Annotated in this window: 19 protein-coding genes and 1 pseudogene; 4 read left to right on the plus strand and 16 right to left on the minus strand. The window is 60.0% G+C overall.

Translation table 11 applies throughout. The annotated features are described in order from the left end of the window. Window positions 1–116: 116 nt before the first annotated feature. Together PY650_RS28390 and PY650_RS28395 are read left to right on the plus strand one after the other, a co-directional pair. Window positions 117–1,928, plus strand: coding sequence for an extracellular solute-binding protein (locus tag PY650_RS28390; RefSeq protein WP_285883022.1), 1,812 nt, complete (start codon window positions 117–119; stop codon window positions 1,926–1,928). 110 nt (window positions 1,929–2,038) lie between these two features. Next, complete coding sequence (locus PY650_RS28395; RefSeq protein WP_285883023.1) at window positions 2,039–2,710, plus strand: DsbA family oxidoreductase; 672 nt, start codon at window positions 2,039–2,041, stop codon at window positions 2,708–2,710. Window positions 2,711–2,795: 85 nt separating this feature from the next. On the opposite strand, the gene PY650_RS28400 is transcribed toward PY650_RS28395, so the two are convergent. After that, the gene (locus PY650_RS28400; protein WP_432761595.1) at window positions 2,796–3,416 is read right to left on the minus strand and encodes a TetR/AcrR family transcriptional regulator; all 621 of its coding nucleotides are present in this window, start codon (window positions 3,414–3,416) and stop codon (window positions 2,796–2,798) included. Here PY650_RS28400 and PY650_RS28405 point away from each other — a divergent pair. Continuing rightward, a pseudogene (locus PY650_RS28405) lies at window positions 3,310–3,618 on the plus strand (RidA family protein); the annotation flags it as partial. The gene PY650_RS28400 and the pseudogene PY650_RS28405 overlap by 107 nt on opposite strands. A gap of 256 nt (window positions 3,619–3,874) precedes the next feature. On the opposite strand, the gene mfd reads toward PY650_RS28405, so the two are convergent. Continuing rightward, entirely contained in the window at window positions 3,875–7,375 is a 3,501-nt protein-coding gene (gene mfd, locus PY650_RS28410) for a transcription-repair coupling factor (protein WP_285883024.1), read from the minus strand. Then, window positions 7,372–7,686: an FAD assembly factor SdhE gene (locus PY650_RS28415; RefSeq protein WP_285883025.1), complete on the minus strand. Its 315-nt coding sequence runs from the start codon at window positions 7,684–7,686 to the stop codon at window positions 7,372–7,374. Before PY650_RS28415 ends, mfd begins: the two co-directional genes overlap by 4 nt. Window positions 7,687–7,858: 172 nt before the next feature. On the opposite strand from PY650_RS28415, the gene recG reads away from it, so the two are divergent. Further along, a complete protein-coding gene (gene recG, locus PY650_RS28420; RefSeq protein WP_285883026.1) occupies window positions 7,859–9,964 on the plus strand; it encodes an ATP-dependent DNA helicase RecG in 2,106 nt (701 codons plus the stop codon). A 42-nt stretch (window positions 9,965–10,006) separates the two neighbouring features. On the opposite strand, the gene PY650_RS28425 is transcribed toward recG, so the two are convergent. The 13 genes from PY650_RS28425 to PY650_RS28485 all read right to left on the minus strand — a co-directional run bounded on the left by PY650_RS28425 (window position 10,007) and on the right by PY650_RS28485 (window position 26,305). Beyond that, window positions 10,007–11,485: an esterase-like activity of phytase family protein gene (locus PY650_RS28425; protein WP_285883062.1), complete on the minus strand. Its 1,479-nt coding sequence runs from the start codon at window positions 11,483–11,485 to the stop codon at window positions 10,007–10,009. A 252-nt stretch (window positions 11,486–11,737) separates the two neighbouring features. Then, the gene (locus PY650_RS28430; RefSeq protein WP_285883027.1) at window positions 11,738–12,439 is read right to left on the minus strand and encodes a DUF502 domain-containing protein; all 702 of its coding nucleotides are present in this window, start codon (window positions 12,437–12,439) and stop codon (window positions 11,738–11,740) included. A gap of 177 nt (window positions 12,440–12,616) precedes the next feature. Next, window positions 12,617–14,443 (minus strand): glutamine--fructose-6-phosphate transaminase (isomerizing), encoded by a 1,827-nt coding sequence (gene glmS / locus PY650_RS28435; RefSeq protein ID WP_285883029.1) that lies wholly within the window; start codon window positions 14,441–14,443, stop codon window positions 12,617–12,619. A gap of 118 nt (window positions 14,444–14,561) precedes the next feature. Further along, window positions 14,562–15,923: a bifunctional UDP-N-acetylglucosamine diphosphorylase/glucosamine-1-phosphate N-acetyltransferase GlmU gene (glmU, locus tag PY650_RS28440; RefSeq protein WP_285883030.1), complete on the minus strand. Its 1,362-nt coding sequence runs from the start codon at window positions 15,921–15,923 to the stop codon at window positions 14,562–14,564. Window positions 15,924–16,025: 102 nt separating this feature from the next. Next, a complete protein-coding gene (locus PY650_RS28445) occupies window positions 16,026–16,772 on the minus strand; it encodes a FadR/GntR family transcriptional regulator (protein WP_285883031.1) in 747 nt (248 codons plus the stop codon). Window positions 16,773–16,788: 16 nt separating this feature from the next. Next, a complete protein-coding gene (yjfF, locus tag PY650_RS28450) occupies window positions 16,789–17,757 on the minus strand; it encodes a galactofuranose ABC transporter, permease protein YjfF (RefSeq protein WP_285883032.1) in 969 nt (322 codons plus the stop codon). Further along, window positions 17,754–18,782, minus strand: a complete 1,029-nt coding sequence (locus PY650_RS28455; protein WP_285883034.1) for an ABC transporter permease — start codon at window positions 18,780–18,782, stop codon at window positions 17,754–17,756. Before PY650_RS28455 ends, yjfF begins: the two co-directional genes overlap by 4 nt. Then, a complete protein-coding gene (gene ytfR, locus PY650_RS28460; RefSeq protein WP_285883036.1) occupies window positions 18,779–20,302 on the minus strand; it encodes a galactofuranose ABC transporter, ATP-binding protein YtfR in 1,524 nt (507 codons plus the stop codon). The genes PY650_RS28455 and ytfR overlap by 4 nt, the downstream gene beginning before the upstream one ends. A gap of 201 nt (window positions 20,303–20,503) precedes the next feature. Further along, window positions 20,504–21,466: a galactofuranose ABC transporter, galactofuranose-binding protein YtfQ gene (ytfQ, locus tag PY650_RS28465; RefSeq protein WP_285883039.1), complete on the minus strand. Its 963-nt coding sequence runs from the start codon at window positions 21,464–21,466 to the stop codon at window positions 20,504–20,506. A gap of 144 nt (window positions 21,467–21,610) precedes the next feature. Beyond that, window positions 21,611–22,687 (minus strand): BMP family ABC transporter substrate-binding protein, encoded by a 1,077-nt coding sequence (locus tag PY650_RS28470; RefSeq protein ID WP_285883041.1) that lies wholly within the window; start codon window positions 22,685–22,687, stop codon window positions 21,611–21,613. Between the two features lie 51 nt (window positions 22,688–22,738). Next, on the minus strand, window positions 22,739–23,659 hold the full coding sequence (locus PY650_RS28475) for an ABC transporter permease (protein WP_285883043.1): 921 nt from the start codon (window positions 23,657–23,659) through the stop codon (window positions 22,739–22,741). Beyond that, the gene (locus PY650_RS28480; protein WP_285883045.1) at window positions 23,656–24,741 is read right to left on the minus strand and encodes an ABC transporter permease; all 1,086 of its coding nucleotides are present in this window, start codon (window positions 24,739–24,741) and stop codon (window positions 23,656–23,658) included. Before PY650_RS28480 ends, PY650_RS28475 begins: the two co-directional genes overlap by 4 nt. Then, window positions 24,731–26,305, minus strand: coding sequence for an ABC transporter ATP-binding protein (locus PY650_RS28485; protein ID WP_285883047.1), 1,575 nt, complete (start codon window positions 26,303–26,305; stop codon window positions 24,731–24,733). The genes PY650_RS28480 and PY650_RS28485 overlap by 11 nt, the downstream gene beginning before the upstream one ends. Window positions 26,306–26,322 lie beyond the last annotated feature (17 nt).

Raw genomic sequence — 26,322 nt, forward strand, 5'->3', positions numbered from 1 at the left:
CCAGCTTTTCTTTGGTCTTTTCTGTCGAGACCCAAGAATTACCCCAGTTGCGTGTTGGAAACGGCACTGTCGTGATAAGTTCCTCCAGAATCATGCACCCTACCGGAAAGGATGCCATGCGAGCGCTCCAGATCGCTATTTTCCTGTTTTTCTCAGCATTCTTGAGCGCGGCGGCCGCCCAGCCGCTCTATGGTATCGCAATGCATGGAGATCCCGCCTTGCCGGCGGATTATGCGCATTTTCCCTACGTCAATCCCAACGTCAAAAAGGGAGGCCATATCAGCTATGGTGTTGTCGGCACCTTCGATAATCTCAATCCCTTCATTCTGAAAAGCATGCGCACGACCGCGCGTGGCATGTGGGATCCGGAATACGGCAATCTCGTCTACGAATCGCTAATGCAGCGCTCGCGCGACGAGCCCTTCACCCTCTACGGTCTTTTGGCTCAAACGGTCGAATGGGACGACAGCCGCAGCTATATCCAGTTCAACCTCAATCCGAGCGCGAAATGGTCGGACGGGCAGCCGGTGACACCCGAGGATGTGATTTTCACGTTCCAACTGCTGCACGACAAGGGACGCGTGCCATTTTCATCCCTGCTCGATAGCGTTGCCAAGATCGAGAAAGTCGGCGACCACGGCGTCCTCGTCCGTTTCAACGACAAGGCCAATCGCGAAACGCCGCTGATGATCGCTTCCTCGCTGCCGATCCTGCCGAAACACGCGACAGACCCTGATGGTTTCGACCGGACGACGCTCAGCATCCCGATCGGTTCCGGCCCTTACAGGGTCAAGAGCATCGATCCCGGCCAACGCATCGTTTTCGAACGTAATCCCGACTATTGGGGCAAGGATATTCCGTCGAAGGTCGGCGTCGACAATTACGACGAGATCGCCGTCAATTATTATTTGCAGGACACCACGCTGTTCGAAGCCTTCAAGAAGGGCGATGTCGACATCTATCCTGATGGCAGCCCGGGCCATTGGCAGCAGGCCTATGACTTTCCTGCCGTGACCTCCGGCGCCGTCGTCAAGGACGTTTTCACGCCGGAATTGCCGAGCGGCATGCTCGGTTTCGTCTTCAATACGCGCCGGCCGATCTTTGCCGACAAGAAGGTGCGGCAGGGCCTCGCGCTGGCCTTCGACTTCGAATGGGTGAACCGCAACCTCTCCTCCAATGCCTATGTGCGCACGCAGAGCTACTGGCAGAACTCCGACCTGTCGTCGTTTGGCGTGCCGGCGGATGCGCATGAACTCACCATGCTCGGCCCGCTCAAGGATCGCATCGATCGCGATGTGCTTGATGGCACCTTCAAGCTGCCGGTCAGCGATGGTTCCGGCCGCGACCGTGCCATCCTGCATAGAGCCGTGGATCTGCTGAAAGAAGGCGGCTACACGATCAAGGGCGAAAAAATGGTCGACAGCACCGGGCGGCAACTCAGCTTCGAGATCATGACGCAGAGTGCCGACCAGGAGCGAATCGCGATCGCCTTTCGCCGCTCACTCGCCCTACTTGGCATTGCGGTGACGATTCGCACGGTCGATGATTCGCAATATCAGCGCCGGACGATCAGCTTCGACTATGACATGATCATCAAGTCCTATCCCTCCTCGCTATCGCCGGGTACCGAACAACTCGGGCGCTGGGGTTCGGCGGCAGCCAAGACCGAAGGCAGCTTCAATTTCGCAGGCGTCGCCGACCCGGATGTCGATACGCTGATGTCGCATTTCCTGACGGCCCACTCGGCCGAGGATTTCCGCGACGCCGTGCGCTCCTTCGACCGCATTCTGATCTCGGGCTATTATCTCGTGCCCCTCTACCATATCGACCAACAGTGGGTGGCGCGACGCAGCCGTATTGCCCATCCCGACGTCCTCCCGCTCTATGGCTACCAGCTGCCCGTCTGGTGGGACGCATCGGTACAATAAAGCGCTTCCGCCGCAAAATGTTACCGGTTCCTTTTCGGTAACCGGTTGAAGCGGTCAGCCCAACGGCCTAGATGGGGTCCTAAACCCCAATTGAGCGGAAGGATTGAGCCATGGAACGCATCACGATCGATATCGTCTCGGACGTCGTATGTCCGTGGTGCTATCTCGGAAAGGCTCGGCTGGAGCTGGCGATCGCCGAGGTCCAGGATGAAGTGGGCGTCGACATCAACTGGCGGCCCTATCGCCTCAATCCCGATTATCCGCCCGAAGGCGTCGACCACAAAAAGGCGCTCGAGCAGAAACTCGGTGGCGCGGAGCGTGTCGCGCAGGGGCACAAGATGCTGACCGATCTCGGCCGCGAAGTGGGCATCAACTTCGATTTCGACGCCATCAAGATCAGCCCGAACACGCTCGACGCACATCGCCTCATCCAATGGGCGGGGACCGAGGACCGAGAGAAACAGGAGAAGGTGGTCAGCGCCCTGTTCAAGGCCAATTTCGAGGAAGGCCGCAATGTCGGCGACCACGCCGTGCTGCTGGATATCGCTGAAAAGGCTGGGCTCGACAGATCGGTGATTGCCACCCTGCTCTCCTCCAATGCCGACCGCGATCTTATCGTCGGCGAAATCGACGCGGCCCAGAAGATCGGCGTCACCGGCGTCCCCTTCTTCATCTTCGACCAGCAATACGCCGTCAGCGGCGCGCAGACGCCGGATGTATTGGCCGGGGCACTGCGGGATATCGCCAAGATGAAAGCGGAAGCTCACGCCGGAATGAACTAAGCGGGATTGCGCTTTTCGATTATGGCTGTAAGCACTTCCGCAAATCTATTCGCCGATCTCGGAAGTCATCATACGATAGCTGGCATCAGGCCCTTGCCAGTAATCCCGAAGCCATCGCCCGGAAGGCGTCTATTGCCTTGGGCAGCACGTCCGTCGGATTATCGCTGGCAGCAACCCAGAGGGCGGCATTCAGCGCTGCACCGGAAAGCAGCCGAGCTGCCGCTTCGGCATCGACCGGCTTGACCATTTCTTGATCCAGAAGCTTTGACACCGTCTGCCGGGTTCCCGCGAGGCAGCTGTTCTGACTGGGCCATTTCGAGGGGTCGCCGAGCACCGCCGGACCGTCGAGCAGGACGATGCGCTGGACCTCGGGATCAAGCGCCATCTTGATATAGGCTTCGCCTTCGGCAAGCAGACCTTGCCAGTCACCGCCCGCCTGCGCGCCGATTTCCTTCGCCCGCAACGCCAACTCATTGTCAATCTGGTAGGCGACGGCGGCGAGCAATCCGCGCTTGTCTCCGAAATGATGATAGAGAGCGCCCCTCGTCAGACCGACATCCGCAGTCAACTCGTCCATCGACGCCCCCGCAAACCCTTTTTCGGCAAATGATGGGACCCCTGAGCCGGATTTTGAAAAGCAGGTCCAGCTCGCCTTCGACAATCTGAGAGCAACCCTGGAAGCAGCAGGCTGCACCTTCGACGACATTATCGATGTCACCACGTTTCACACCGATCCTGAGCAGCAGTTCGGCGCGATCATGACCGTCAAGAACCGGGTCTTCAGCGAAAAACCTTATCCGAACTGGACGGCTGTCGGCGTCAACTGGCTGGCGGGCTTCGATCTCGAAATCAAGGTTATCGCGCGCGTTCCGGATGCTGGGGAGGCTCGCAAGCTGCAGGCGGCGTAAGGTATAGTCGGATTTCGACCCGCGTCAGAAAATGGCCGACGCGGGCCGGAAGTCATACCGAGGCTAAATTGACGCAACCACGCTTCAGGCCGTTGCGACATCTGCCAAAGTCACCATTCTTCTTCGGCGATTATGCTGCGGATTTAGATGATGACCGCGTCCACCCGCCTCGATCTAGGCGACATTAGCTCAGCAAGCGCTTCACTGATTGGCCTCAGGCCATTCTTGGCGGCATTCAATTGGTGAATGGCTTTCCCTACTTCGCCAACTCAGCCAGCTGCGTCATGACAACGGCCGCTCCCTGCAGCCGCTTTTCCGGCGTCGGAAGATCGCGGGTCAAGAACACGCTCTGGTCGGGACGGATCTTTGCCATGGTGCCTTGCTTGGCGATATAGCCGACGAGGTTGGCGGGGTTCGGGAATTCCTTGTTGCGGAATTGCACGACGACGCCCTTCGGGCCGGCGTCGAGTTTCTCGACATTGGCGATGCGGCAGAGCGACTTGATGTAGACGATCTTCAGGAGATGCTGCACTTCGATCGGCATCGGCCCGAAGCGGTCGATCATTTCGGCACCGAAACTGTCTATCTCCTTGATCTCGGTGATTTCTCCGAGACGGCGATAGAGCGCCATGCGCAGATGCAGGTCCGGTACGTAGTCGTCGGGGATCATGACGGGTGTTCCGACGGAAATCTGCGGCGACCAGCCGGTATCCTGGATTTCATCAACGCCCTTGACCTCGGCAACGGCCTCTTCGAGCATCTGCTGGTAAAGCTCGAAGCCCACTTCCTTGATGTGACCGGACTGTTCCTCGCCCAAAAGGTTGCCAGCACCGCGGATATCGAGGTCGTGGCTTGCAAGCTGGAAGCCGGCGCCGAGCGTGTCGAGCGATTGCAGCACCTTCAGGCGGCGCTCCGCGGTCGTCGTCAGCACCTTGTTGACCGGCAGGGTGAACAGCGCGAAGGCGCGGACCTTGGAGCGACCAACGCGGCCGCGGAGCTGATAGAGTTGCGCAAGGCCGAACATGTCGGCGCGGTGGACGATCAGCGTGTTGGCCGTCGGAACGTCGAGACCTGATTCGACGATGGTGGTCGACAACAGCACGTCGTAGCGGCCCTCATAGAAGGCGTTCATGATGTCTTCGAGCTCACCGGCCGGCATCTGGCCATGGGCCACAGCCACTTTCAGCTCCGGCACATCGGACTGCAGGAAGGCGTGGATGTCGGCAAGATCGGCCAAGCGCGGGCAGACATAGAAGCTCTGGCCGCCGCGATAATGCTCGCGCATCAGCGTCTCTCGGATGACAAGCGAATCGAAGGGCGAAATGAAGGTGCGGACTGCCATGCGGTCGACCGGCGGCGTGGTGATGAGCGACAGCTCGCGCACGCCCGTCATGGCAAGCTGCAGCGTGCGCGGGATCGGCGTTGCCGACAGCGTCAGCACATGCACATCGCTCTTCAGCTCCTTCAGCCGCTCCTTATGCTTGACGCCGAAGTGCTGTTCCTCGTCGATGACCAGCAGCCCAAGATTGGCGAACTTGATGCCGGCGCCCAGCAGCGCATGCGTGCCGACGACGATATCGGTCTTGCCTTCGGCGACCTCTTTCTTGGTCAGCGCCAAGTCCTTGGAGCCGACGAGACGCGAGGCCTGCTGGATGCGGATCGGCAGGCCGCGGAAGCGCTCGGAGAAGGTCTTGAAATGCTGGCGGGAGAGCAGCGTCGTCGGAACGACGACTGCCACCTGCACGCCGTTCATGGCGGCCACGAAGGCGGCGCGCAGGGCCACTTCCGTCTTGCCGAAACCGACGTCGCCGCAGACGAGGCGATCCATCGGACGGCCGGCGCCCAGATCGTCGCGCACCGCATCGATGGCATTCATCTGGTCTTCGGTCTCGTCATAGGGGAAGCGGGCGGCGAACTCGTCGTAGAGCCCCTCCGGCGAGGTCAACACCGGCGCGTGCCGCGTCAGGCGTTCGGCGGCAACGCGGATCAGTGCACCGGCCATATCGAGCAGGCGCTTCTTGAGCTTGGCCTTGCGCATCTGCCAGGCGCCGCCGCCGAGCTTGTCGAGCTGCGCCTCGGTGCCCTCGCCGCCGTAGCGCGACAGAAGATCGATGTTTTCGACCGGCAGGAAAAGCTTGGCGTCGTCGGCATATTGCAGCTCGAGACAGGCATGCGGTGCACCGGCAGCCTCGATGGTGCGCAGGCCGACGAAGCGACCGATGCCGTGTTCGGCGTGAACGACGATGGAACCTTCGTCGAGACCGGCTACTTCCGAGATGAAATCGGCGGCGCGCTTGCGGCGCTTGGAGCGGCGCACCATGCGGTCGCCGAGAATGTCCTGCTCGCCGATGACGACGAGATCGCCAGCCTCGAACCCAGCCTCCAGGCTGAGCACGGCCGCGGCCGCCTCGCCCCTTGCCAGGGTGTTGAGGTCCTTGAAAGCCTCGATTGTCTTGACGCGGGCAAGCCCGTGTTCGGCAAGCACCTGCAACAGGCGATCGAGCGAACCTTCCGTCCAGGCCGATATCAAGACCTTGCCGCCGGCGGCGCGGCGATCGGCGATGTATTTGACGACCGCGTCGAAGACGTTGACGCGCTCGCTGTCGACGCCATCGGTGGAGGATCGTGCCCAGCGCTGCCCTTGACGGGCATCGACGCTGACGACGCGACGAGCCTCGCCCTCGTGTTCATCGAAGGGCGAGATACGGATGGCATTAAAAGCGTCGAGCGCCTTGGCGAAGGTGCTGCCGTCGAGATAGAGCTGGCCGGGCGTTACGGGCTTGTAGGGCGTGCCCTGCGCCATCTGGCCCTTGGCCGCCTGACCGGAATTCAGACGAGCATCGTAATAGTCGAAAACGAGTTTGGAGCGCTCTTCGGCGGCTTCGCGCACCGTATGGTCTGTGACCAGCCTGAAGCCTCGGAGGTAATCGAAAACGGTTTCCAACTTCTCGTAAAACAGCGGCAACCAGTGCTCCATGCCGGCATATCGACGGCCTTCGGAGACGGCGACATAGAGGGCGTCGTCGCGTGTCGCCGCGCCGAAAGCGGAAAGATAGTTCTTGCGGAAACGGCTGATCGTATCCGGAGAAAGGGTCACCTCGCTCATCGGATTGAGGTCGAGGGAGCGGATCTGGCCGGTGGTGCGCTGGCTGGCGGGATCGAAGCTGCGAATGCTTTCCAGCGTGTCGCCAAAGAAATCGAGGCGTACGGGCTCTTCCGTGCCCGGAACGAAGACATCGAGGATGCCGCCGCGCACGGCATATTCGCCGACTTCACGCACGGTCGCGACACGATCGAAACCATTGCGCTCCAAACGGCCGGCAATATCGTCCATGCGTACCTGATTGCCCGGCCGGGCCGAAAAGGTCAGGCTCTCGATCACATCTTGCGGCGCCACCTTCTGCAGCATGGCGTTGACCGTCACCAGGACGATAGCCGCATGCGGCTTGCGATGGTGGGCTATCAGGCCGGAAAGCGCCGCCAGACGGCGGGCAGAAGTGTCCGAGCTCGGTGAAACGCGGTCATAGGGAAGGCAGTCCCAGGCGGGCAGCGTCAATACCGGAATGTCGGGTGCGATGAAACCGAGCATCTGTTCGACGTCGACCATGTGCTGGCCTTCGGACATGACATAGGCAACCGGTTGGCCCGTCCTTGCCAGCTCTGCGAGCAGAAAAGGTTCGAGGCCAGCTGGCACGTGGCCGACCGTCAGCGGCTCGCTTGCCGCGATCAGTTTCTTCGCATCGAAACCGGGAATCATTTGGTTAGTCCGAACCTTTCGGCGATCTCTTCGAAATCGGGCTTATAGGACGCCAGGCGCTCAAAGAGCGGAGTTTGCAGATGTTGCGGCGTCGGCTGGCTACCGAGGATCCACCTTAGAAGATCATTGTCCTCTTCGGCCATGATGCGCTCTAATTCATCAAGCTCGGCCTCGGTGAGCCCCGGTAATTCGTTATCGGCGAACTGGCCGAAGACAAGATCCATCTCGCGGATACCGCGATGCCAACAGCGAAACAGGATGCGCCGGCGGCGGGGATCAAGATCGGCACTGCTGAGTGTCAGCCCAGTCATCAAAAACACCTTTATGTTGATGCGTCTCTATAAAACCAGGCTTGAAAGGTGGGAACCGGTTTTTCGGAAAAAAGCATCCGGTATGCAATTTTCCGGGGAGTGTGTGCCTTCAAACAGCCTCCGCAACCGTCGGGCCTTGCCAAGCCTACCTCTCCGTCGCATTTTGCCGGCCATGCGCCCCACCATCCTCGATCCGCTGTTTGCCTCCGTCTCTTCGCTTCCCGGCGTCGGGCCGAAGATCGCGGAGTTGCTGGTCAAGCTGCTCGATCGGGAAAGCATCGACGATTGCCGCGTCATCGATCTGCTCTTTCATGCGCCGCATTCCATCATCGACCGGCGCGAGCAGCCGGGTATTGCGCGGGCGCCGCAGGGCGCGATCGTCACCATCAGAGGCCGCGTCGACCGCCACCAGCCGCCGCCGAACGCGCGCAGCAATGTGCCCTACCGCGTCTTCCTGCATGACGAAACCGGCGAGCTCGGCCTGGTCTTCTTTCGCGGCAAGGCGCAATGGCTGGAAAAGCAATTGCCGATCGGTGAGTTGATGACCGTCAGCGGCAAGGTCGACTGGTTCAACGGCCGCCCGTCGATGGTGCATCCGGACTATATCGTGCGCGAAAGCGAAACGGAAAACCTGCCGCTGGTCGAACCGATCTATCCCCTGACCGCCGGGCTCTCGCCGAAGTTTCTGCGCAAGACCATCGAAGCGGCATTGACGCGCATGCCGGAGCTGCCGGAATGGGATGCTGCGGCGCTCACGCAAAAGCAGGGATTTTCCCCGATATGCGACAGCTTTCACATGCTGCACGCGCCGCGTGACGCGGCCGATATCGACCCCCAGACGCCGGCCCGCCGCAGGCTTGCCTATGACGAATTCCTGGCTGGTCAACTGTCACTTTCGCTTGTGCGTCAACGCCTACGGAAAGTTGCGGGAAAGCCCGTGCATCCAACGGGAGAAATCAGCCGGAAATTATTGGAATCCCTGCCTTTCTCCATGACGAATAGTCAAACGAAAGCCATCGCTGACATCCTGAAGGATATGGCCGGCACGGAGCGCATGCTGCGGCTATTACAGGGCGACGTCGGTGCCGGCAAGACGCTGGTGGCACTGATGGCGATTGCTGCCGTCATCGAAAGCGGAGGCCAAGCTGTGCTGATGGCGCCGACGGAAATCCTCGCGCGGCAACATCACGCGACGATCTCGAAGTTCGCCGCCAGCGCCAATCTTTCCGTCGAAGTGCTGACCGGGCGCACCAAGGGCCGCGAACGCGACGCCATCCTGGACCGCATCGCCTCCGGCGAGGCGCAGATTGTCATCGGCACGCACGCGCTGTTTCAAGACAGCGTGACCTATGCCAATCTCATGCTGGCGGTCGTCGATGAGCAGCACCGCTTCGGTGTCCACCAGCGGTTGCGGCTGACAGCGAAGGGCATCTCGCCGCATATGCTGGTCATGACGGCAACGCCGATCCCGCGCACACTCGTGCTCGCCGCCTTCGGCGACATGGACGTTTCTAAGCTCACGGAGAAGCCCGCCGGCCGCAAGCCGATCCAGACGATCACCATTCCGAGCGAGCGAACCGGCGATATCGTAGCCCGACTGAAGAGCGCTCTAGGAGAAGGTAAAAAAGCCTATTGGATTTGCCCGCTTGTGGAGGAATCCGAAGGCTCCGATTTAATGTCGGTCGAGGAGCGGCATGCGACCCTGACCAAGGCCCTCGGTGACGGGATCGGGCTCATTCATGGCCGCATGAGCGGACCGGAGAAGGATGCCGTGATGATGGCCTTCAAGAACGGCGAGACCCGTCTGCTGGTCGCCACGACCGTCGTCGAGGTCGGCGTCGATGTATCCGACGCGACAATCATGGTCATCGAGCATGCCGAGCGCTACGGTCTCGCGCAGCTGCACCAATTGCGTGGGCGTGTCGGACGCGGCGACCAGGCGTCCACCTGCATCCTGCTCTACAAGGGTCCACTGGGTGAAACCGGCCATGCGCGGCTGTCGATCATGCGCGACACCGAGGACGGCTTTCGCATCGCCGAGGAGGATCTGAAGCTGCGTGGCGAAGGCGAGTTGCTTGGCACGCGCCAATCGGGCACGCCGGGTTTCCGCATCGCCAGCCTCGAAGCCCATGCCGATCTTCTGGAAGTCGCCCGCAGGGACGCCGCCTATCTTATTGAGCGCGATCCGGAGCTTACGAGTGAGCGTGGCATGGCGGTGCGCACCCTGCTCTACCTTTTCCGCCGCGACGAGGCGATCCGCTTCCTGAGAGCGGGATAGATGGATGGACGCGGCGATCGCGTCCATCCATGTCGGAGGCCTTTACCTCACCGAAAGACCGGGGATCGTCACCTGGAATACCTGGAACATGGTATCGACATCGGCGCCGCCATCAGCCTTATAGGCAGCGCCGACCTGGAAGCCGTCCTGGGTCAGGAAGTCGTTGTCGTTTGCGACGAACAGGAAGTAGTCATCCGGCAGCTTCGGATCCTGGACGCTGGCGAGCGACATGGCTTCCCACTTCTCGGAGAGGTTGTTTTTATCGTTCGGCGCCCCATTGTGGAGACCGAAGCGAGCCAGATCAGCGCTGTCATTGATGTCGATGAACTGGCTCACGGCCGCCGGCTTCACCGAAGTGTCGACGACACCCTTCGGAGCAACCGGCTTGTCGGCGTCGAACGCGGTGCCGTGAATGTCGGTGGCGGCCGAGACATCGACGATGTCGATGCTGCGGTAGAGCGACTTTTCGCCCTTCTGGCCGTAACCGTTGCCGCTGTCGCGAGCCAGCATGAGGAAGTTCGTCGGCGACAGGGCCACGATCTCGCTCTGGGCGGCAACGACCGTCTTGCCCTTGTCGTCTTTAAAGACCGGCAGCGGAACCACATATTCGTGCACCAGCTTCAGATGCGCCAGGTCGGCGGCATCATAGACCATCGCGCGGGTGTTCTGTCGGGTCGAGCTGGAATCGCCGCCGTCCTGACGCGCCGCCGACTGCAGTACTGCGATCAGGAACTTGCCGTCGGGGGTCATCGACATGCCCTCGAGACCTTGGTTGTTCTGGCGGCCGCTGGTCGGATCCTTCGGATCGGGAGCCGTTTCGCCGGGACCCGGATTGTTCGAAGCGAAGTTCACTTTACCCTGGCGCATCGGCAGCAGTGCGGCCGGCGGCTGCGTGGCCGACATCATGTGGCCATCAGCGGCAAAGCGATAGATATAGGGACCGTATTCGTCACTGATGAACATCGTGCCGTCGGGCAGACGGACGATGGCTTCATCGTCGAGCGCGATTTTGCCATTCGGCGCTTCGGGCAGCAGCGGCATGTCGCCTTCGGGTTGACGGGTCCCGTTAGCGGGGTCGAGGCCGGTCGTGTCGGCGCCCTTGTTGTCGGTCAGCAGCACGGTATCGGCGAGTTTGGCGACGACGCCAGACTGTTGCTTGCCGGCCGGCGGTGTTGCGCCCGGAGCAACCGGCGTCAATTGGACGTCAATGGTGTTGACACGCGCACGATAGTCGGTGGTGCCGACTACATTGTAACCGCGATCCGGCAGCAGCCACAGTGAACCCCTATAGGAACCATCGGCATTGCGCACCCAGCTCTTGGCGTCGATCGACATGCCCGAACCCGAACCGAAAGTCTCACCGAACTTGTCGCGCTGATTGGCAGGGATGCGGCCAATGGCAACGCGGCCCTTGTTGACCAGCGTGACGCCGCCGGCTGTGATGGAATTGTCTGCAAGGGCTGCAACCGGCGCGGCGAACACGAATGTGGCGAGCGCTGCCGACAACAGCGGCAAAGTCATTGAACGCAAGTCTTTCACGGCAATATCCTCCTGATGAAAAAGCTCTTTTTGGAACGGCATTCACCTCCGGACCCGGCCGAAAGCCGCGTCGAGCGATGGGTGTCCGGTGTTGTTGATCCCAGACATTCGATAATGAGATGCGCCCGTCTTCCCTTCCGGCACACGGGTTTAAGACGGCAACATGATAGGGACATGACAACTCGCCCAACACGCGTGGGCGATATAAAGCCGATCGGAAAAAGAGCGCCCGCTCTAGGTCAACGTCTTTACGGGAAGAGGTGCTGGCGGCAGCTCCTTGCCAATCAGCTTTTCCCGATATTCCGGCGACACCAGACCGCCGGAGATCAGCAACTTGGCGCCGTCTTCCGGGCTCATGTCCAGGATCGTGATTTTTTCGCGCGGAACGAAAACCAGGAAGCCGGCCGTCGGCACCGGCGTCGGCGGCAGGAAAACGGCCACCATGTCATGCCCCATGGCATTGAACTTCGAGGCGATTTCGCCCTTGGCGTCGGTCGAGATGAATACCATCGACCAGAGGCCGGGGCTCGGATATTCGATCAATCCCACCTTCTTGAAAGACGTGCCCTGCTCCTTGAGCACGGTTTCGAAAATCTGCTTCACGCTCTTATAGATCGTCCGCACCAGGGGCACGCGATGCACGATCGATTCGCCGAAGCGGACAATGCTCTGGCCGATCAGGTTTTTGGCAAGGAAACCGACGATCGTGATGAAAATCATCGCGATCACCAGACCGGTGCCCGGAACGGCGAAATTCAGATAGCTCTCGGGATCGTAGCGCGCCGGAATATAGGGCCTGACCCAGCTGTCCGCCCAGTGGACCACCGACCAGGTGAGCCAGAGCGTAATAGCGATCGGCGCGCAAATAATCAGGCCCGCCAGGAAATTGTTTCTAATCCGCGTCGCCACAGACGTCTTGATGGGTATCTCAGTCATTCGCCGTTCGAAAACTCCGTTCCGTCGCCACCGCTAACCGGCAAATTCTCCCCACCAACTCCCATGTCAAACGTGCCAGAAATCGGCGCGTCGCACAACCCGGCAGTCACGCCCGCCCCCGGGTCAAAGCCCAGTTCACGACGACGTTATCCAAGGATAAACAGTTGGGAATGCGCCCTATTCCACGGTCACCGACTTGGCGAGATTGCGCGGCTGATCCACATCCGTGCCCATGAAGACAGCGGTGTGATAGGCGAGCAGTTGGATCGGCAGCGAGAAGATCATCGGCGCGATGATTTCGTCGACGACAGGCAGCGTGATCGTCGCCATGGTCGGTAAGGTCGAGGCGGCCGCCCCTGCCTCGTCCGTGATGAAGATGATGCGGCCGCCACGCGCTGCCACCTCCTGCATATTGGAGACGGTCTTATCGAAAAAGCGGTCAAAGGGCGCGATGACGATAACAGGCATGTTCTCGTCGATCAGCGCGATCGGACCATGTTTCAGCTCACCGGCGGCATAGCCTTCGGCGTGAATATAGGAGATCTCCTTGAGCTTCAGCGCGCCTTCCATGGCGAGCGGGAAGCTGGTGCCACGGCCGAGATAAAGCACATCGCTGAACTTGGAGATTTCGCGCGAAAGGCTTTCCATCTGCGGCTGGATGATGTTCAGCACCCGAGCCATGATGCGGGGCATTTCCACGAGGTGGCCCACCATCGCCTGTTCGTCCTCAGCACTGACCGTACCGCGCGCCTTGCCGGCGACGATTGCCAAGGACGCCAGGACGGCGAGCTGGCAGGTGAAAGCTTTGGTGGAGGCCACGCCGATTTCGGGACCGGCCATGATCGGGAACACCGCATCGGATTCGCGCGCGATGGTCGATTCCTTGACATTGACGACGGCACCAATCTTCAGCCCATGATCCTTGCAGTAGCGCAAGGACGCAAGCGTATCGGCCGTCTCGCCAGATTGCGAAATGAACAGCGCGGCCTGCGAGGAAAATAGCGGCATTTCGCGATAGCGGAATTCGGAAGCGACATCGATCTCCACCGGCAGGCGGGCATAGCGCTCGAACCAATATTTGCCGATCAGGCCGGCGAGATAAGCCGTGCCGCAGGCTGAAATCGCCAGGCTGGACACGGCATTGAAATCGATCGGCGAGGCATTCGGGCGCACCCGATGACTGCCGAAATCGACATATTGGCTGAGCGCATGGGAGATCACCTCCGGCTGCTCATAGATTTCCTTTTCCATGAAATGGCGATGATTACCCTTGTCGACCACATAGGCGGTCGCCTGCGATATCTGCCGGGGGCGGCTGACCTCCTGGCCGTTGAAGTCGACGATGGTGGCACTGCCACGCGTGACGATCGCACAGTCACCATCGACGAGATAGGTGATCTCATTGGTGAAGGGCGCCAGGGCAATGGCATCGGAGCCGAGGAACATCTCGCCGTCGCCGAAACCGATGGCGAGCGGCGGCCCGCAGCGTGCTGCCATCAGCATATCTGGATCGTTCTGGAACATGACGACCAGTGCATAGGCACCGGTGACCCGGTTCAGCATCTTCAGCATGGCCGCACGTGGATCGAGGCCACGACGGACATATTCCGCCAGAAGATGCGCGACGACTTCCGTGTCCGTCTGCGTGGCGAACACCTTGCCTTCGGCCTTCAATTCCTCGCGCAATTCCGAGAAATTCTCAATGATACCGTTATGGACGACGGCGACGCCTTCGACGAAATGCGGATGGGCGTTGGTCTCATTGGGAACGCCATGGGTCGCCCAACGAGTGTGAGCAATGCCGGTGACGCCGGGCAGCGGCTCGATGTCCAGGCGTTTTTCGAGGTTGAAGAGTTTTCCTTCGGCGCGGCGGCGGTCCATGACCCCGTTGTGGATGGTCGCAACACCGGCCGAATCATAGCCGCGATATTCGAGATGCCGCAAAGCATCCACCAATCGTCCCGCAACAGGCATCGTTCCGACAATCCCGACAATCCCGCACATGCACTTCTCCGTCTGGCCCAAGAAAATTGGAGCAAGTCCTAATGATTCTAGCAGTTTTCTCAATTGCCGCGACGGTCACTTTCGGTTTCCGACCGTTACGCGGCCCTACACTTTCGGCTTAGTGGCTGCCCTTCTTCGCCGCCTTTATGGCAAGAGCCCGCTCGCGAATGACCCTGGCCCGACCAGGTTTTACCTCCTGGCGGGCACGGCCGAAAGCAAGCGCTTCGGCGGGGACGTCCTCGGTGATGACGCTGCCCGAGGCGACATAGGCGTCGTCGCCGATGCTGACGGGCGCAACGAGCGAGGAATTCGAGCCGATGAAGCTGTTTGCACCAATGTGGGTCTCGTACTTGTTGACCCCATCATAGTTGCAGGTAATCGTGCCAGCGCCGATATTGCTGCCAGCACCGACCGTCGCGTCGCCGATATAGGTCAGATGGCTGACCTTCGCGCCCTTGCCGATCTTGCCGTTCTTCACCTCGCAGAAATTGCCGACTTTCGAGCCATCGGCAAGGTCAGCCCCGGGGCGCAGGCGCGCGAACGGGCCAACCGTGGCGCCGGTGCTGACATGGGCGCCTTCGACATGCGAAAAGGCATGAATGACCGCGCCGCCCTCGATGACTGCGCCTGGACCGAAAACGACGTTCGGCTCGATCAGCGCGTCCTTTCCAATCACCGTGTCATAGGCAAGAAACACCGTTTCCGGCGCAATCATGGTGACGCCCGAGAGCATCAGCTCATGACGCCGCCGCTCCTGCCACAGGCGTTCGATGACAGCAAGTTCTGCGCGGTTGTTGCAGCCGGTCATTTCCACTTCGGGGGCGTCGACGGCAACCGCACGGCCGCCTTGCGAGCGAGCGATCTCGACGAGATCGGTGAGATAATATTCGCGCTTGGCATTATCGTTGCCGATGCGCTCAAGCAGATCGAGTGCCTTGCGGCCGTTGATCGCCATCAGCCCGCTGTTGCACCAAGTCACCGCAAGCTCGGTATCGGTCGCATCCTTTGCCTCGCGGATGGCGATCAGCTCGCCATCCTTGACGAGCAGGCGGCCGTAAGCGTTCGGATTTTGCGTATGAAAACCGATGACGACGATATCATTGCCTGCGGCAAGCCCTTCGCGCGCGGCGCGAAGCGGCGCATCGGTCAGAAGCGGTACATCGCCGTAAGCCACCAGGATATCGTCATACCCCTTGGCGATCGCCTGACGAGCGGCGAGCACGGCATGGCCGGTGCCGAGACGCTCCTTCTGCAGATAGGCCTCCACCTTGACGCCGCCGATCGCGGCCGCGGCCGTCACCTCTTGCGCATCACGGCCGACGACGAGTGCGGCAGTGGAAATGTCGGTCTTGGCGATCGCTTCCATCACATGCGCAATCATCGGACGACCGGCGATCGGGTGCAGGACCTTGGAGATCGACGACTTCATACGAGTGCTGTCACCGGCGGCGAGGATTATGGCGAGGCAGGTGCGTTCCATTTCAAGCTCCGAAAGATATGGTCCGACAAGGCCCATGAATAGGCGTCGTGTTCTCATAGCAACTAGTTGAGCGGTGAACTACGGCGAAATTAGACGTAGGCATTAAGCGTCAGCGAGCGCCGCGAAAGCTTCGTGGACATGCTGGCGGCCGTCGAAAATGACGAATTCCATCGCCTTGTGCGCAGCCGGTCCATCGCCGGCCGCAATGGCCTCCACTATGGCCATATGCGTGTCGGCAATATTGCTAAAGCCATTGCTGGAGGGCGGCGCGCTCATACGGAACATCCCGACGAGGGCCGCCTCGATAAGACCACCGAGCGAACGCATGAAGGGATTATGCGAGGCTTCCGTGATCGCCAGGTGAAAATGAAGATCGGCGATGGCGAGACTGTCGGAGGTGTGTTCCGGCGCAGCCATGGCCGTTGCGAGCCCCCTCAGATGCTCGATTTCCTCAGCGCTGGCGCGCTCCGCCACGAGGCTGGCCGCAAAAGGCTCGAAAGCCAGACGAATATCATAGAGATGGAGCAGGAACTCCTCGTTGACGCCGCTTTCGAAGTGCCAGGCCAGCACCGCGGAGTCGAACATATTCCAATGGATCTTTTCGGTGACGCGAGTTCCGACCCTGGCACGCGGAACCACCAATCCCTTTGCCGCCAGGGTCTTCATGCTCTCGCGCAGTACCGTTCGCGACACCTTGAATCGCTGCAGAAGTTCGCTGTCGCCAGGAAGGATGCTGCCGATCGGAAAGACGCCCGACACGATTGCTTTTCCAAGATCATCCACGACCTGAGCATGGCTCGTTCGTGATTTTCCTTCGGTTTTCCTGGTCTCAAGCAATCTACCGCGCAAATACTCTGTCCTTCCCTTAGGCGTAACGTCGATTGAAGCGGGAAAGCAGCAGAAGTCCCTTCTGCATCAGAATAAACGCAAAGAGCAAGAGCCCAATCAAGATCTTAGTCCACCAACTGGAGAGTGTTCCGTCAAAGGTGATATAAGTCTGGATCAATCCCTGTATGAGAATTCCGATGAGAGTTCCTCCGACGAACCCTGCTCCCCCCGTAAGCAATGTTCCGCCTATAACCACGGCAGCAATGGCGTCGAGCTCGACGCCAACCGTAGCCAGCGAATATCCCGCCGACGTATAGAGCGAAAAAACGATTCCGGATAGGCCGGCTAGAAAGCCGGACAGGGCATAGATCTGGATTGTCGTTCGCCCGACTGGAACGCCCATCAACTGAGCCGTCTGCACCCCGCCGCCCATTGCGTAGACGTTGGCTCCGAAACGCGTGCGATGCGCCAAAACGATACCCCCGGCAAAGACGATCAGCATGATGCCGCCGATCAGCGTCAGACGGCCACCGCCCGGCAGCAGCAGATAAAGATCGCTCAGTTGCGAATAGAAATCATGCTCGATCGGGATGCTGTCGATCGACAGGACGAAGGCGATACCGCGCGCAAGAAACATGCCCGCCAGCGTAACGATAAAGGGCGGCATGCTGAGATAGTGAATGATGGCGCCCATGCCTGCGCCAAAGATTGTCGTGATGACCAGGACAATTGCAAAGGCGATCAGCGGATGGATCGAGGTGTCCCTTAGAATGATCGCCAGGAATACGCCGGTAAAGGCAATGACCGAACCGATCGACAAATCGATGCCGCCGGACAAAATGACGAAGGTCATGCCAACCGCGGCTATGCCAAGAAAGGCGTTATCCGTCAAAAGATTACCGACGACGCGCGTCGACAGCATGGTCGGAAACTGCAGAACGCAGCCGGTATAGGCCAGCAGGAAGATGATGATCGTCACGAGCAAAGGAAGATATTTCGAATTCACTTTGTCTGCTCCTCACGGATCATCTGCGCTGCGCCCCGCCGGCGCCAGAAAAACGCGCTAATGGATTGCAGGGCCGGAGACTGGATGACCAGGATGATGATGACGATGACAGCCTTGATCACCAGATTGAATTCCGGCGGGAAGCCCGACAGCAGGATGCCGGTATTGACCGACTGTATGATCATTGCGCCGATCAGCGAGCCGACGATGCTGAAGCGGCCGCCAAGAAGCGAATTGCCGCCGACAACAACCGCCAGGATCGCGTCCAGTTCGAGCCAGAGGCCAGCATTGTTCGCATCTGCGCCCTTGATATCGGCGGAGACGATGATGCCGGCGATCGAGGCGCAAAGGCCGCTCAGCGCGTAGACGGCGATCAAGAGCACCGGAGTCTGTATGCCCGACAGGGTGCTGGCCCGCCGATTGATGCCGATTGCCTCGACCAGCATGCCAAGCGCCGTCCGTCTTACCAGAAGAATAACCGCCGCCGCCACCAACAACCAGATGACGACAGGCATGGGCAGTGTGGAAAAGGACCCGCTTCCCAAGAAGATGAGCCCCTCATCGTTGAAGGTCATGATGACGCCTTCGGTGATCAATTGGGCGATCCCACGACCCGCTACCATCAGCACCAGCGTAGCGATGATCGGCTGGATATCGAGAACGGCGACCAGGAACCCATTCCATAGCCCGCATGCGAGCCCGACCGCGAGGGTCAATATCAGCGTATAGGCGAGCGAATCCCCGGAGACGATGGCGGATGCCGCGACCGCACCGCAAATTGCGATCACCGCGCCGACTGAGAGATCGATGCCCTTGGTGGCGATGACCAGCGTCATACCAATGGACAGCAGCGCTACGGGCGCACCGCGATTGAGGACATCGATGATGCTGCCGTACAATCTTCCGTTCTGCAGTTCCAGATGAAAGAACTGTGGGAACATGATGAAATTCAAAAGAAGAATGGCCGCCAGCGCAATGAGCTGCGGAGCCAATCGAAGCAAGGCGGCCTTGATCTGGGAACTCATGCGTCCTCCCGCTTGCTCTGAGCCGTTGCTATGGCATCGACGATATGATCGGCGGTGATCTCGTTGCCGGCGAGCTCTGCAATATGCTCGCGGTCGCGCAGCACGATGACGCGGGAACTATAGGCCACTAATTCTTCCAATTCAGAGGAAATCACGACAAGGGACATTCCCTGACGGCACAAATCTTCGATCAGGCGGATGATCTCGGCATGCGCACCGACATCGATGCCGCGCGTCGGCTCGTCAAGGATCAGGAAATTGGGATTGGTCGCAAGCCAGCGTGCCAGAATGGCCTTCTGTTGATTGCCGCCGGACAAGAGTTTGATCGGCTTTTCGCGGTCGGTGGTGCGAATATCCAGCGCCCTGATATAGCGGTCGGCGATTGCGTTCTGCTCGCCGCGCGGCAGCGGACGTGCCCAGCCGCGGCGAGCCTGGAGCGCCATGACGATGTTTTCGCGGATGGACAGATCGCCGATGATGCCGTCCGTCTTGCGGTCCTCCGGGCAAAAGCCGAACCCGTTCTTGATGGCGGCGCGCGGCCCAGAGAGGGCGACCGTTTTTTCCTCGATCCTTGCCTCGCCGCTGTCGGCACGCTCGATGCCGAAAAGCACCTCTGCGGTTTCCGTGCGCCCGGAGCCCAAGAGACCGGCAACTCCGACCACTTCACCGACGCGAACCTCCAGATCGAACGGTTTGATCTTGCCGCGCTTGCCGAAACCGGTGAACCGGTATTTTACCGCCCCACTTTCACTGACCGCCTCTTTGGCGGTTGCTTCGGCTTGGGCAAGTTCGCGGCCAAGCATCATGGCGATCAAGGTTTGGCGCGAAAGGCCCTCCGCATCGCGGGTACCGACAAGGCGTCCGTTGCGAAGGACGGTTATACGATCGCAAATTTGATAGACCTGTTCGAGAAAGTGCGTAATGAAAACAATGCCTAATCCACGCTGCTTCAGATTTCGGATAATCCCGAAAAGCATGGCGACTTCCTGCGTGTCCAGGCTCGCGGTCGGCTCGTCGAGGATCAGAACCTTTCCGGAGAGGTCGACAGCACGGGCAATCGCAATCACCTGCTGAATTGCAACGGAGAAGCGATCAAGCTGCCGGCTGACATCGATATCTATGCCGTATTGCGACAACAGCTCTTTCGCCATGCTGTTCATCACGCGGCTGCTGACCATGCCGAAGCGCCGCGGCTGGCGGCCAAGAAATAGATTTTCCGCCACACTCAGGTTCGCAAGGAGGTTCACCTCCTGATAGACCGTTCCGATGCCAAGTTTCTGCGCCGCCAGTGTGTCGTACGGGTCGATTTCGGCACCGTCGAGAACGAGGCTGCCTTGATCGCGGCGGTAGGCACCGGTCATGCACTTGATCAGGGTCGATTTTCCGGCACCGTTTTCACCGAGGAGCGCATGGACTTCCCCCCGCAGCAATGTGAAATCGACATGATCAAGGGCGGTGGAACCGGGAAAATATTTGCAGAAGCCGGTAGCAGTCAAAAGGCGCTCGACATCGTGAGCCATGGAGCAAGAATTTCCTTGGATTGAGCTTTCATGCAAAAACGCGCGGAACATGCCGCTCGCTTAAAGCGCCGTGCGTTCACGCAAACACACTAAGGTCGCTCTAAATCTTTCAAAACTAGAGCACCTTGTCCGCTTCGGCAGTTCCGCGCTGAAGTATCCACACCGGCCGCTTGCCGGCCGATGTGGCTCGCTTTTTCTACATCAGTAGCCCTGGCCCTTCTTCTCCTCGTAGACCTTTTGCGGGTCGTCAGCCTGCGTATAAAGCTTGGACTCGGTCTGGATCCACTTCGGCGGCTCCTTCTTGGTCTTCAGATAAGCATCGAGCGCATCAAAGGCCGGGCCGGCCATGTTCGGCGTCAGTTCCACCGTTGCGTTTGCTTCGCCGGCTGCCATGGCCTTGAAGAGGTCCGGAACCGAATCGATGGATACCGTCAGGATATCCTTGCCCGGCTTCAGACCAGCTTCCTTGATCGCCTGGATGGCGCCGACCGCCATGTCGTCGTTATGAGCATAGAGCGCGCAGATATCCTTGCCACCATTTTCGGCTTTCAGGAAGCTTTCCATGACTTCCTTACCCTTGGCGCGCGTGAAATCGCCCGTCTGGCTACGCACGATCTTCAGATTGTCATGGCCCTTGATGGCTTCTTCGAAGCCCTTCTTGCGCGCGATCGCCGGCGAGGAACCGGTGGTGCCCTGAAGCTCGACGATGTTGCACTTCTTGGCCCCGACGGTCTTCACAAGCCAGTCGCCGGCAACCTTGCCTTCGTGAATTTGGTCGGAGGTGACGGCGGTCAGGTAGAGATCCTGCGGTGCGTTGATCGTGCGATCAAGCAGGATAACCGGGATCTTGGCTTCCTTTGCTTCCTTCAGAACGGAATCCCATCCCGTTTCGACGACGGGAGCCAGTAGAATCGCGTCAACACCCTGTGCGATGAAGGAGCGAATAGCCTTGATCTGGTTTTCCTGCTTTTGCTGAGCGTCGGCGAATTTGAGATCGATGCCGCGCTTCTCAGCTTGCTGCTTGGTAACCGTCGTTTCTGCCGCGCGCCAGCCCGATTCCGAGCCGATTTGCGAAAAGCCGACGACCAAGTTTTTTGCCGACGCAGACGTAAACATGCAGGCAGCGAGAATCGTGGCACTCACGAGTGCAGTCTTCAATTTCATGATGTCCTCCCAATTGGCCGTCTTCTATGGCCAAGGGGAAAAAATCATATAGTAATACTTTTGTAAATCGACATTCTGTGATGCAGTGCAACAAAAAAGGGCGCCTTGGGCGCCCTTCTTCAACCCTCGCGATTTCGGCCAGATTTATTTAGCAGCCGGAAGCTTATCGTCGACGCCTTCGATATAGAAGTTCATGCCGAGCAGAGTGGCGTCATCTGCCTTTTCACCGGCCTTAAGCCAGGGTGTGCCATCCTGCTTGTTGATCGGGCCTGTGAACGGTTTGAGCTCGCCGGACTTGATCTTGGCTTCGGTCTCTTGCGCCATCTTCTTCACGTCGTCGGGCATGTTGGTGTAGGGCGACATCTTCAGGATGCCGTCCTTCAGGCCGTCCCAGTTCTGTTCGGCCTTCCAGGTGCCATCAAGAAGCGCATGGACGCGTTTGGAGTAGTAGTTACCCCAGGTGTCGACGACAGCGGTCAACTGCGCATGCGGGCCAGCGCCGATCATGTCGGAAGCCTGGCCAAAGGCATGGATGCCACGTTCCTCGGCCACCTGCATCGGCGCGGTGGTGTCGGTGTGCTGGGTCAGAATATCGACGCCCTGGTCGATCATGGCCTTGGCGGCGTCAGCTTCCTTGCCCGGGTCGAACCAGGTGTTGACCCAGATGACCTTGAGCTTGAAGTTCGGATCGACCGAGCGTGCGCCCTGCGCGAAGGCGTTGATACCCATCACCACTTCCGGAATAGGGAAGGAAGCAATGTAGGCAGCCCCGTGGTTCTTCGACATCTTGGCGGCAATCTGACCCAGGATGTAGCGGCCTTCGTAGAAGCGCGAATTGTAGGTCGCCAGGTTCGGGCCGCTCTTGAAGCCGGTCGCATGCTCGAACTTGACGTTCGGGAACTTCGCGGCGACCTTGGCGGTCGCATCCATGAAGCCGAAGGAAGTGGAGAAGATCAGCGCGCAGCCGGAGCGCGCGAGACGTTCGATAGCGCGCTCGGCGTCCGGGCCCTCCGGAACGTTTTCGAGATACGGCGTATCGATCTTGTCGCCGAACTCCTTCTGGATCTGCTGGCGGCCGAGATCGTGGGCCTGCGAATAACCGCCGTCCGTGTGCGAGCCCACGTAGACAAAGCAGATCTTGGTCGGCGCCGCTTCTGCCGCAGCGCTAAAGCCGATAATGGCAGCAGCCGTGGTGGCGAGTGCGAGTGCTAGTTTTTTCATGGTTACCCCTGCTGGTTTGACATGTTTACGAATTCCGTCCGGTTGTTCTTCTTAGCGCTCCGGAACGAAGGCCTTGCCGAGCGACGCTGGCGTATTGATCAAGGTCGCGCGGCGATTTTGAGAGATGATGACGAGAACCACAATAGTCGACGCATAGGGCAACATCGACAGAAATTGTGAGGGAATGCCGACGCCGAAGCCTTGGGCGTGAAATTGTAGGATCGTCACCGCGCCGAAGAGATAGCCGCCCGCCAGGACGCGCATCGGCCGCCAGGACGCGAAGACAACGAGCGCGAGTGTCACCCAGCCGCGACCGGCCGACATGTTCTCGACCCATTGCGGCGTGTAGACCAGCGACAACTGCGCGCCGGCAAGCCCGGCACAGGCGCCGCCGAACATGACGGCGAGATAACGTGTGCGGATGACATCGACGCCGAGGGCATGGGCGGAGTCGTGGCTATCCCCGACAGCGCGCAGCTTCAGGCCGGCGCGGCTGCGGAAGAGGAACCAGCTGACGCCGATGAGTAGCACGATCGAGAGATAGAAGGTCAGGTCCTGCTTGAAGAGCACCGACCCGACGACCGGAAGGTCCGACAGCACCGGCAAGACAATTGCGCGCAGCTGCACCCCAGGTACGCTGACATAGCCTTCGCCGATCATGCCAGAGAGGCCGAGTCCGAGGATCGTGAGCGCCAGGCCCGTCGCCACCTGGTTGGTCACCAGCGTCAGCGTCAGGAACCCGAACAGCAGCGAAAACAACGCGCCGGCGACAATGCCGGTAGCAAGGCCCACATAAGGTGATCCGCTCATCTGCGCGCCGACGAAGGCTGCGACCGCGCCCATGATCATCATGCCTTCGACGCCGAGATTGAGCACACCGGAGCGCTCCACCACCAACTCGCCGAGACCGGCGATAACGAGCGGCGTCGAGGCCGTGATGATCGTCAGGAGGATGGCTTCAAAGACGCTCATGCCGCACCTCCCCGAACCCGCGACCAAATCAGTCGGATCTTGTAGTAGATCAACGTATCGCAAGAAAGCACGAAGAACAGCAGCAGTCCCTGGAAGACGCTCGCCGCCTTGGCCGAGATGCCGGGCGACAATTGGGCCGCCTCGCCGCCGAGATAGGTAAGCGCCAGCACGAAGCCGGAGAGGATTGCGCCGAGCGGATTGAGACGTGCGAGGAAAGCCACGATGATGGCGGTAAAGCCGTAGCCCGGCGAAATCGCCGGCTGCAGATGGCCGATCGAGCCGGAAACCTCGGAAATGCCGGCAAGACCGGCGAGCGCGCCAGAGAACAGAAAGCCGAACCAGACCATTTTCCGGGAGGAGAAGCCGGCAAAGCGCCCTGCCCGTGCGGATTGGCCGAGAACGGTTATCTCAAAGCCCTTCAGCGTGTATTTCATCATGAACCAGGCAAGGATCGCCGCGACGATGGCAAAGACGATCCCCCAATGAGCACGACCGGAATCCGCCCAGATCGCCGGCAGCGTCGCCTCCGGCGGAAAATCGATGCTTTGTGGGAAATTATGGCCCTGCGGATCGCGCCACGGCCCGCGCGAGAGCCAATCCAGGTAGAGCTGCGCTATATAGACCAGCATCAGACTCGTCAGGATCTCATTGGTGTTGAAATGCGCCTTTAACAACGCCGGAATGGCGGCATAAAGCGCACCGCCCACGGCGCCGGCGAGCAACATCAGCGGCAGCACCATCGGCGAATGCCAATCGGTGAAAACGATCGGAATGTAGGAGCCGGCGACCGCGCCGATGGTGAATTGGCCTTCCGCGCCGATGTTCCAATTGTTGGAGCGGTAGCAGACGCAAAGGCCGACAGCGATGAGGATCAGCGGTCCGGCCTTGATCGCCAGTTCGTGCAGCGACCAGATTTCCAGCAGAGGCTCGACGAAGAAAGCGTCCAGCGCCTCCACAGGATCCTTGCCGAGCACGGCGAACATGATGGTGCCGGCGATCAGTGCAAGCGCAAGGGCAAGCAGCGGCGACAGGAAGCCGAACAGTTTGGAGACCTGCAGGCGCCTTTCGAGTTCAATGCGCATGCGAAGGCTCCGAATGGGTCTTGGATTCATGCAGGCCACCCATCAGCAAGCCGATCTTCTCGCGCGTCAGCTCGCCGACGGGGTAGGAAGGCGACAGCCGCCCCTCCGAGATCACGGCGACGTCGGTCGCCACTTCGAATATCTCGTCGAGATCCTGGCTGATGACCAGAACGGCCGATCCGGCGCTGGCAAGATCGACCAGCGCCTGGCGGATGCGGCTCGCCGCGCCGGCATCCACACCCCAGGTCGGCTGGTTGACGACCAGGACGGCAGGCTGCCGGTCGAGCTCACGTCCGACGATGAATTTCTGCAGATTGCCGCCCGAAAGCGATCCGGCCGTCGGGTCGTCGCCGCTCTTGCGTACGTCCATGGCTTCAGAGATGCGACGAGCCGCCTGTTTGACGGCACGGTGCTTGATAACTTTCAAAAAGCCGCCGCCGAGGAACGCCTTTCGGTCGGACTGGCCGCGCGCCAGTATGAGATTGTCGGAAAGCTTGAGGCTGGTAACGGCGGCATGACCATGCCGCTCCTCGGGCACGAAGCCCGCACCGAGAAGGCGGCGCGCGTTGATGCCCCTGGTGCCGACCGCCTGGCCGCGTACCGAGATCAGTTCGTCGGAGGCGACGGTATGCTCACCGGAAACGACGTCAAACAGCTCCCCCTGCCCATTGCCGGCAACACCCGCGATTGCCAGAATTTCACCGGCGCGAACACGGAGCCAAACATCCTTCAGCGACATCGCAAAAGGCGTGCGCGCCGGCACCGTAAGGCCAGCCACCTCGAGCTGAATGTCACCCTTTTTCTGGATGCCTTCATGGCGCACGCTCGCAACATCGCTGCCGACCATCATGCGCGCGAGCGAAGCGGGCGTTTCCCGCCGCGGGTCACAGAAACCGGTCAGTCGGCCGTGACGCAGCACGGTGGCGCGCGAGCAGATGCGTTGCACCTCTTCCAGACGATGGCTGATATAGAGGACCGAACGGCCTTCGTCGCGAAGCTGGAACAGCGTTTCGAACAGACGGTCTGCTTCCTGCGGCGTCAGCACCGAGGTCGGCTCGTCGAGAATGATCAGCTTCGGATTCTGCAGCAGCGCCCGGACGATTTCGATGCGCTGGCGCTCGCCAACGGAAAGGTCTGCGACATGCGCACCGGGATCGAGCGGCAGGCCATAAGCTCGCGACAGCGTCGCCGCCTCCTCGGCAATCCTGCCAATCGGGATTCTGTCATCGAGGGAAAGGGCGATATTTTCGGCGACCGTCAGCGCTTCGAACAACGAGAAATGCTGAAACACCATGCCGATGCCGAGCTTGCGCGCCTCACCCGGCGATCCGATCGAGGTGACCTGTCCCTCCCAGGCAATCTCGCCTTCAGTGGGCTCCAAAACGCCGAACAGCATCTTGACCAGAGTGGATTTGCCTGCACCGTTTTCGCCGAGCAGAGCATGAATCTCGCCCGGTTGAATTTCCAGATCAATTCCATTGCAGGCAGCAAAGCTACCGAACAGCTTCGTCAGCTTGCGAACCGACAGTAACGCGCCGGTTGCCGGCACATCGGATGACGACACGATCCCCTCATTTCTTT

Source organism: Martinezella calliandrae, from assembly GCF_030272695.1.
Classification (GTDB): Bacteria; Pseudomonadota; Alphaproteobacteria; order Rhizobiales; family Rhizobiaceae; genus Rhizobium; species Rhizobium calliandrae.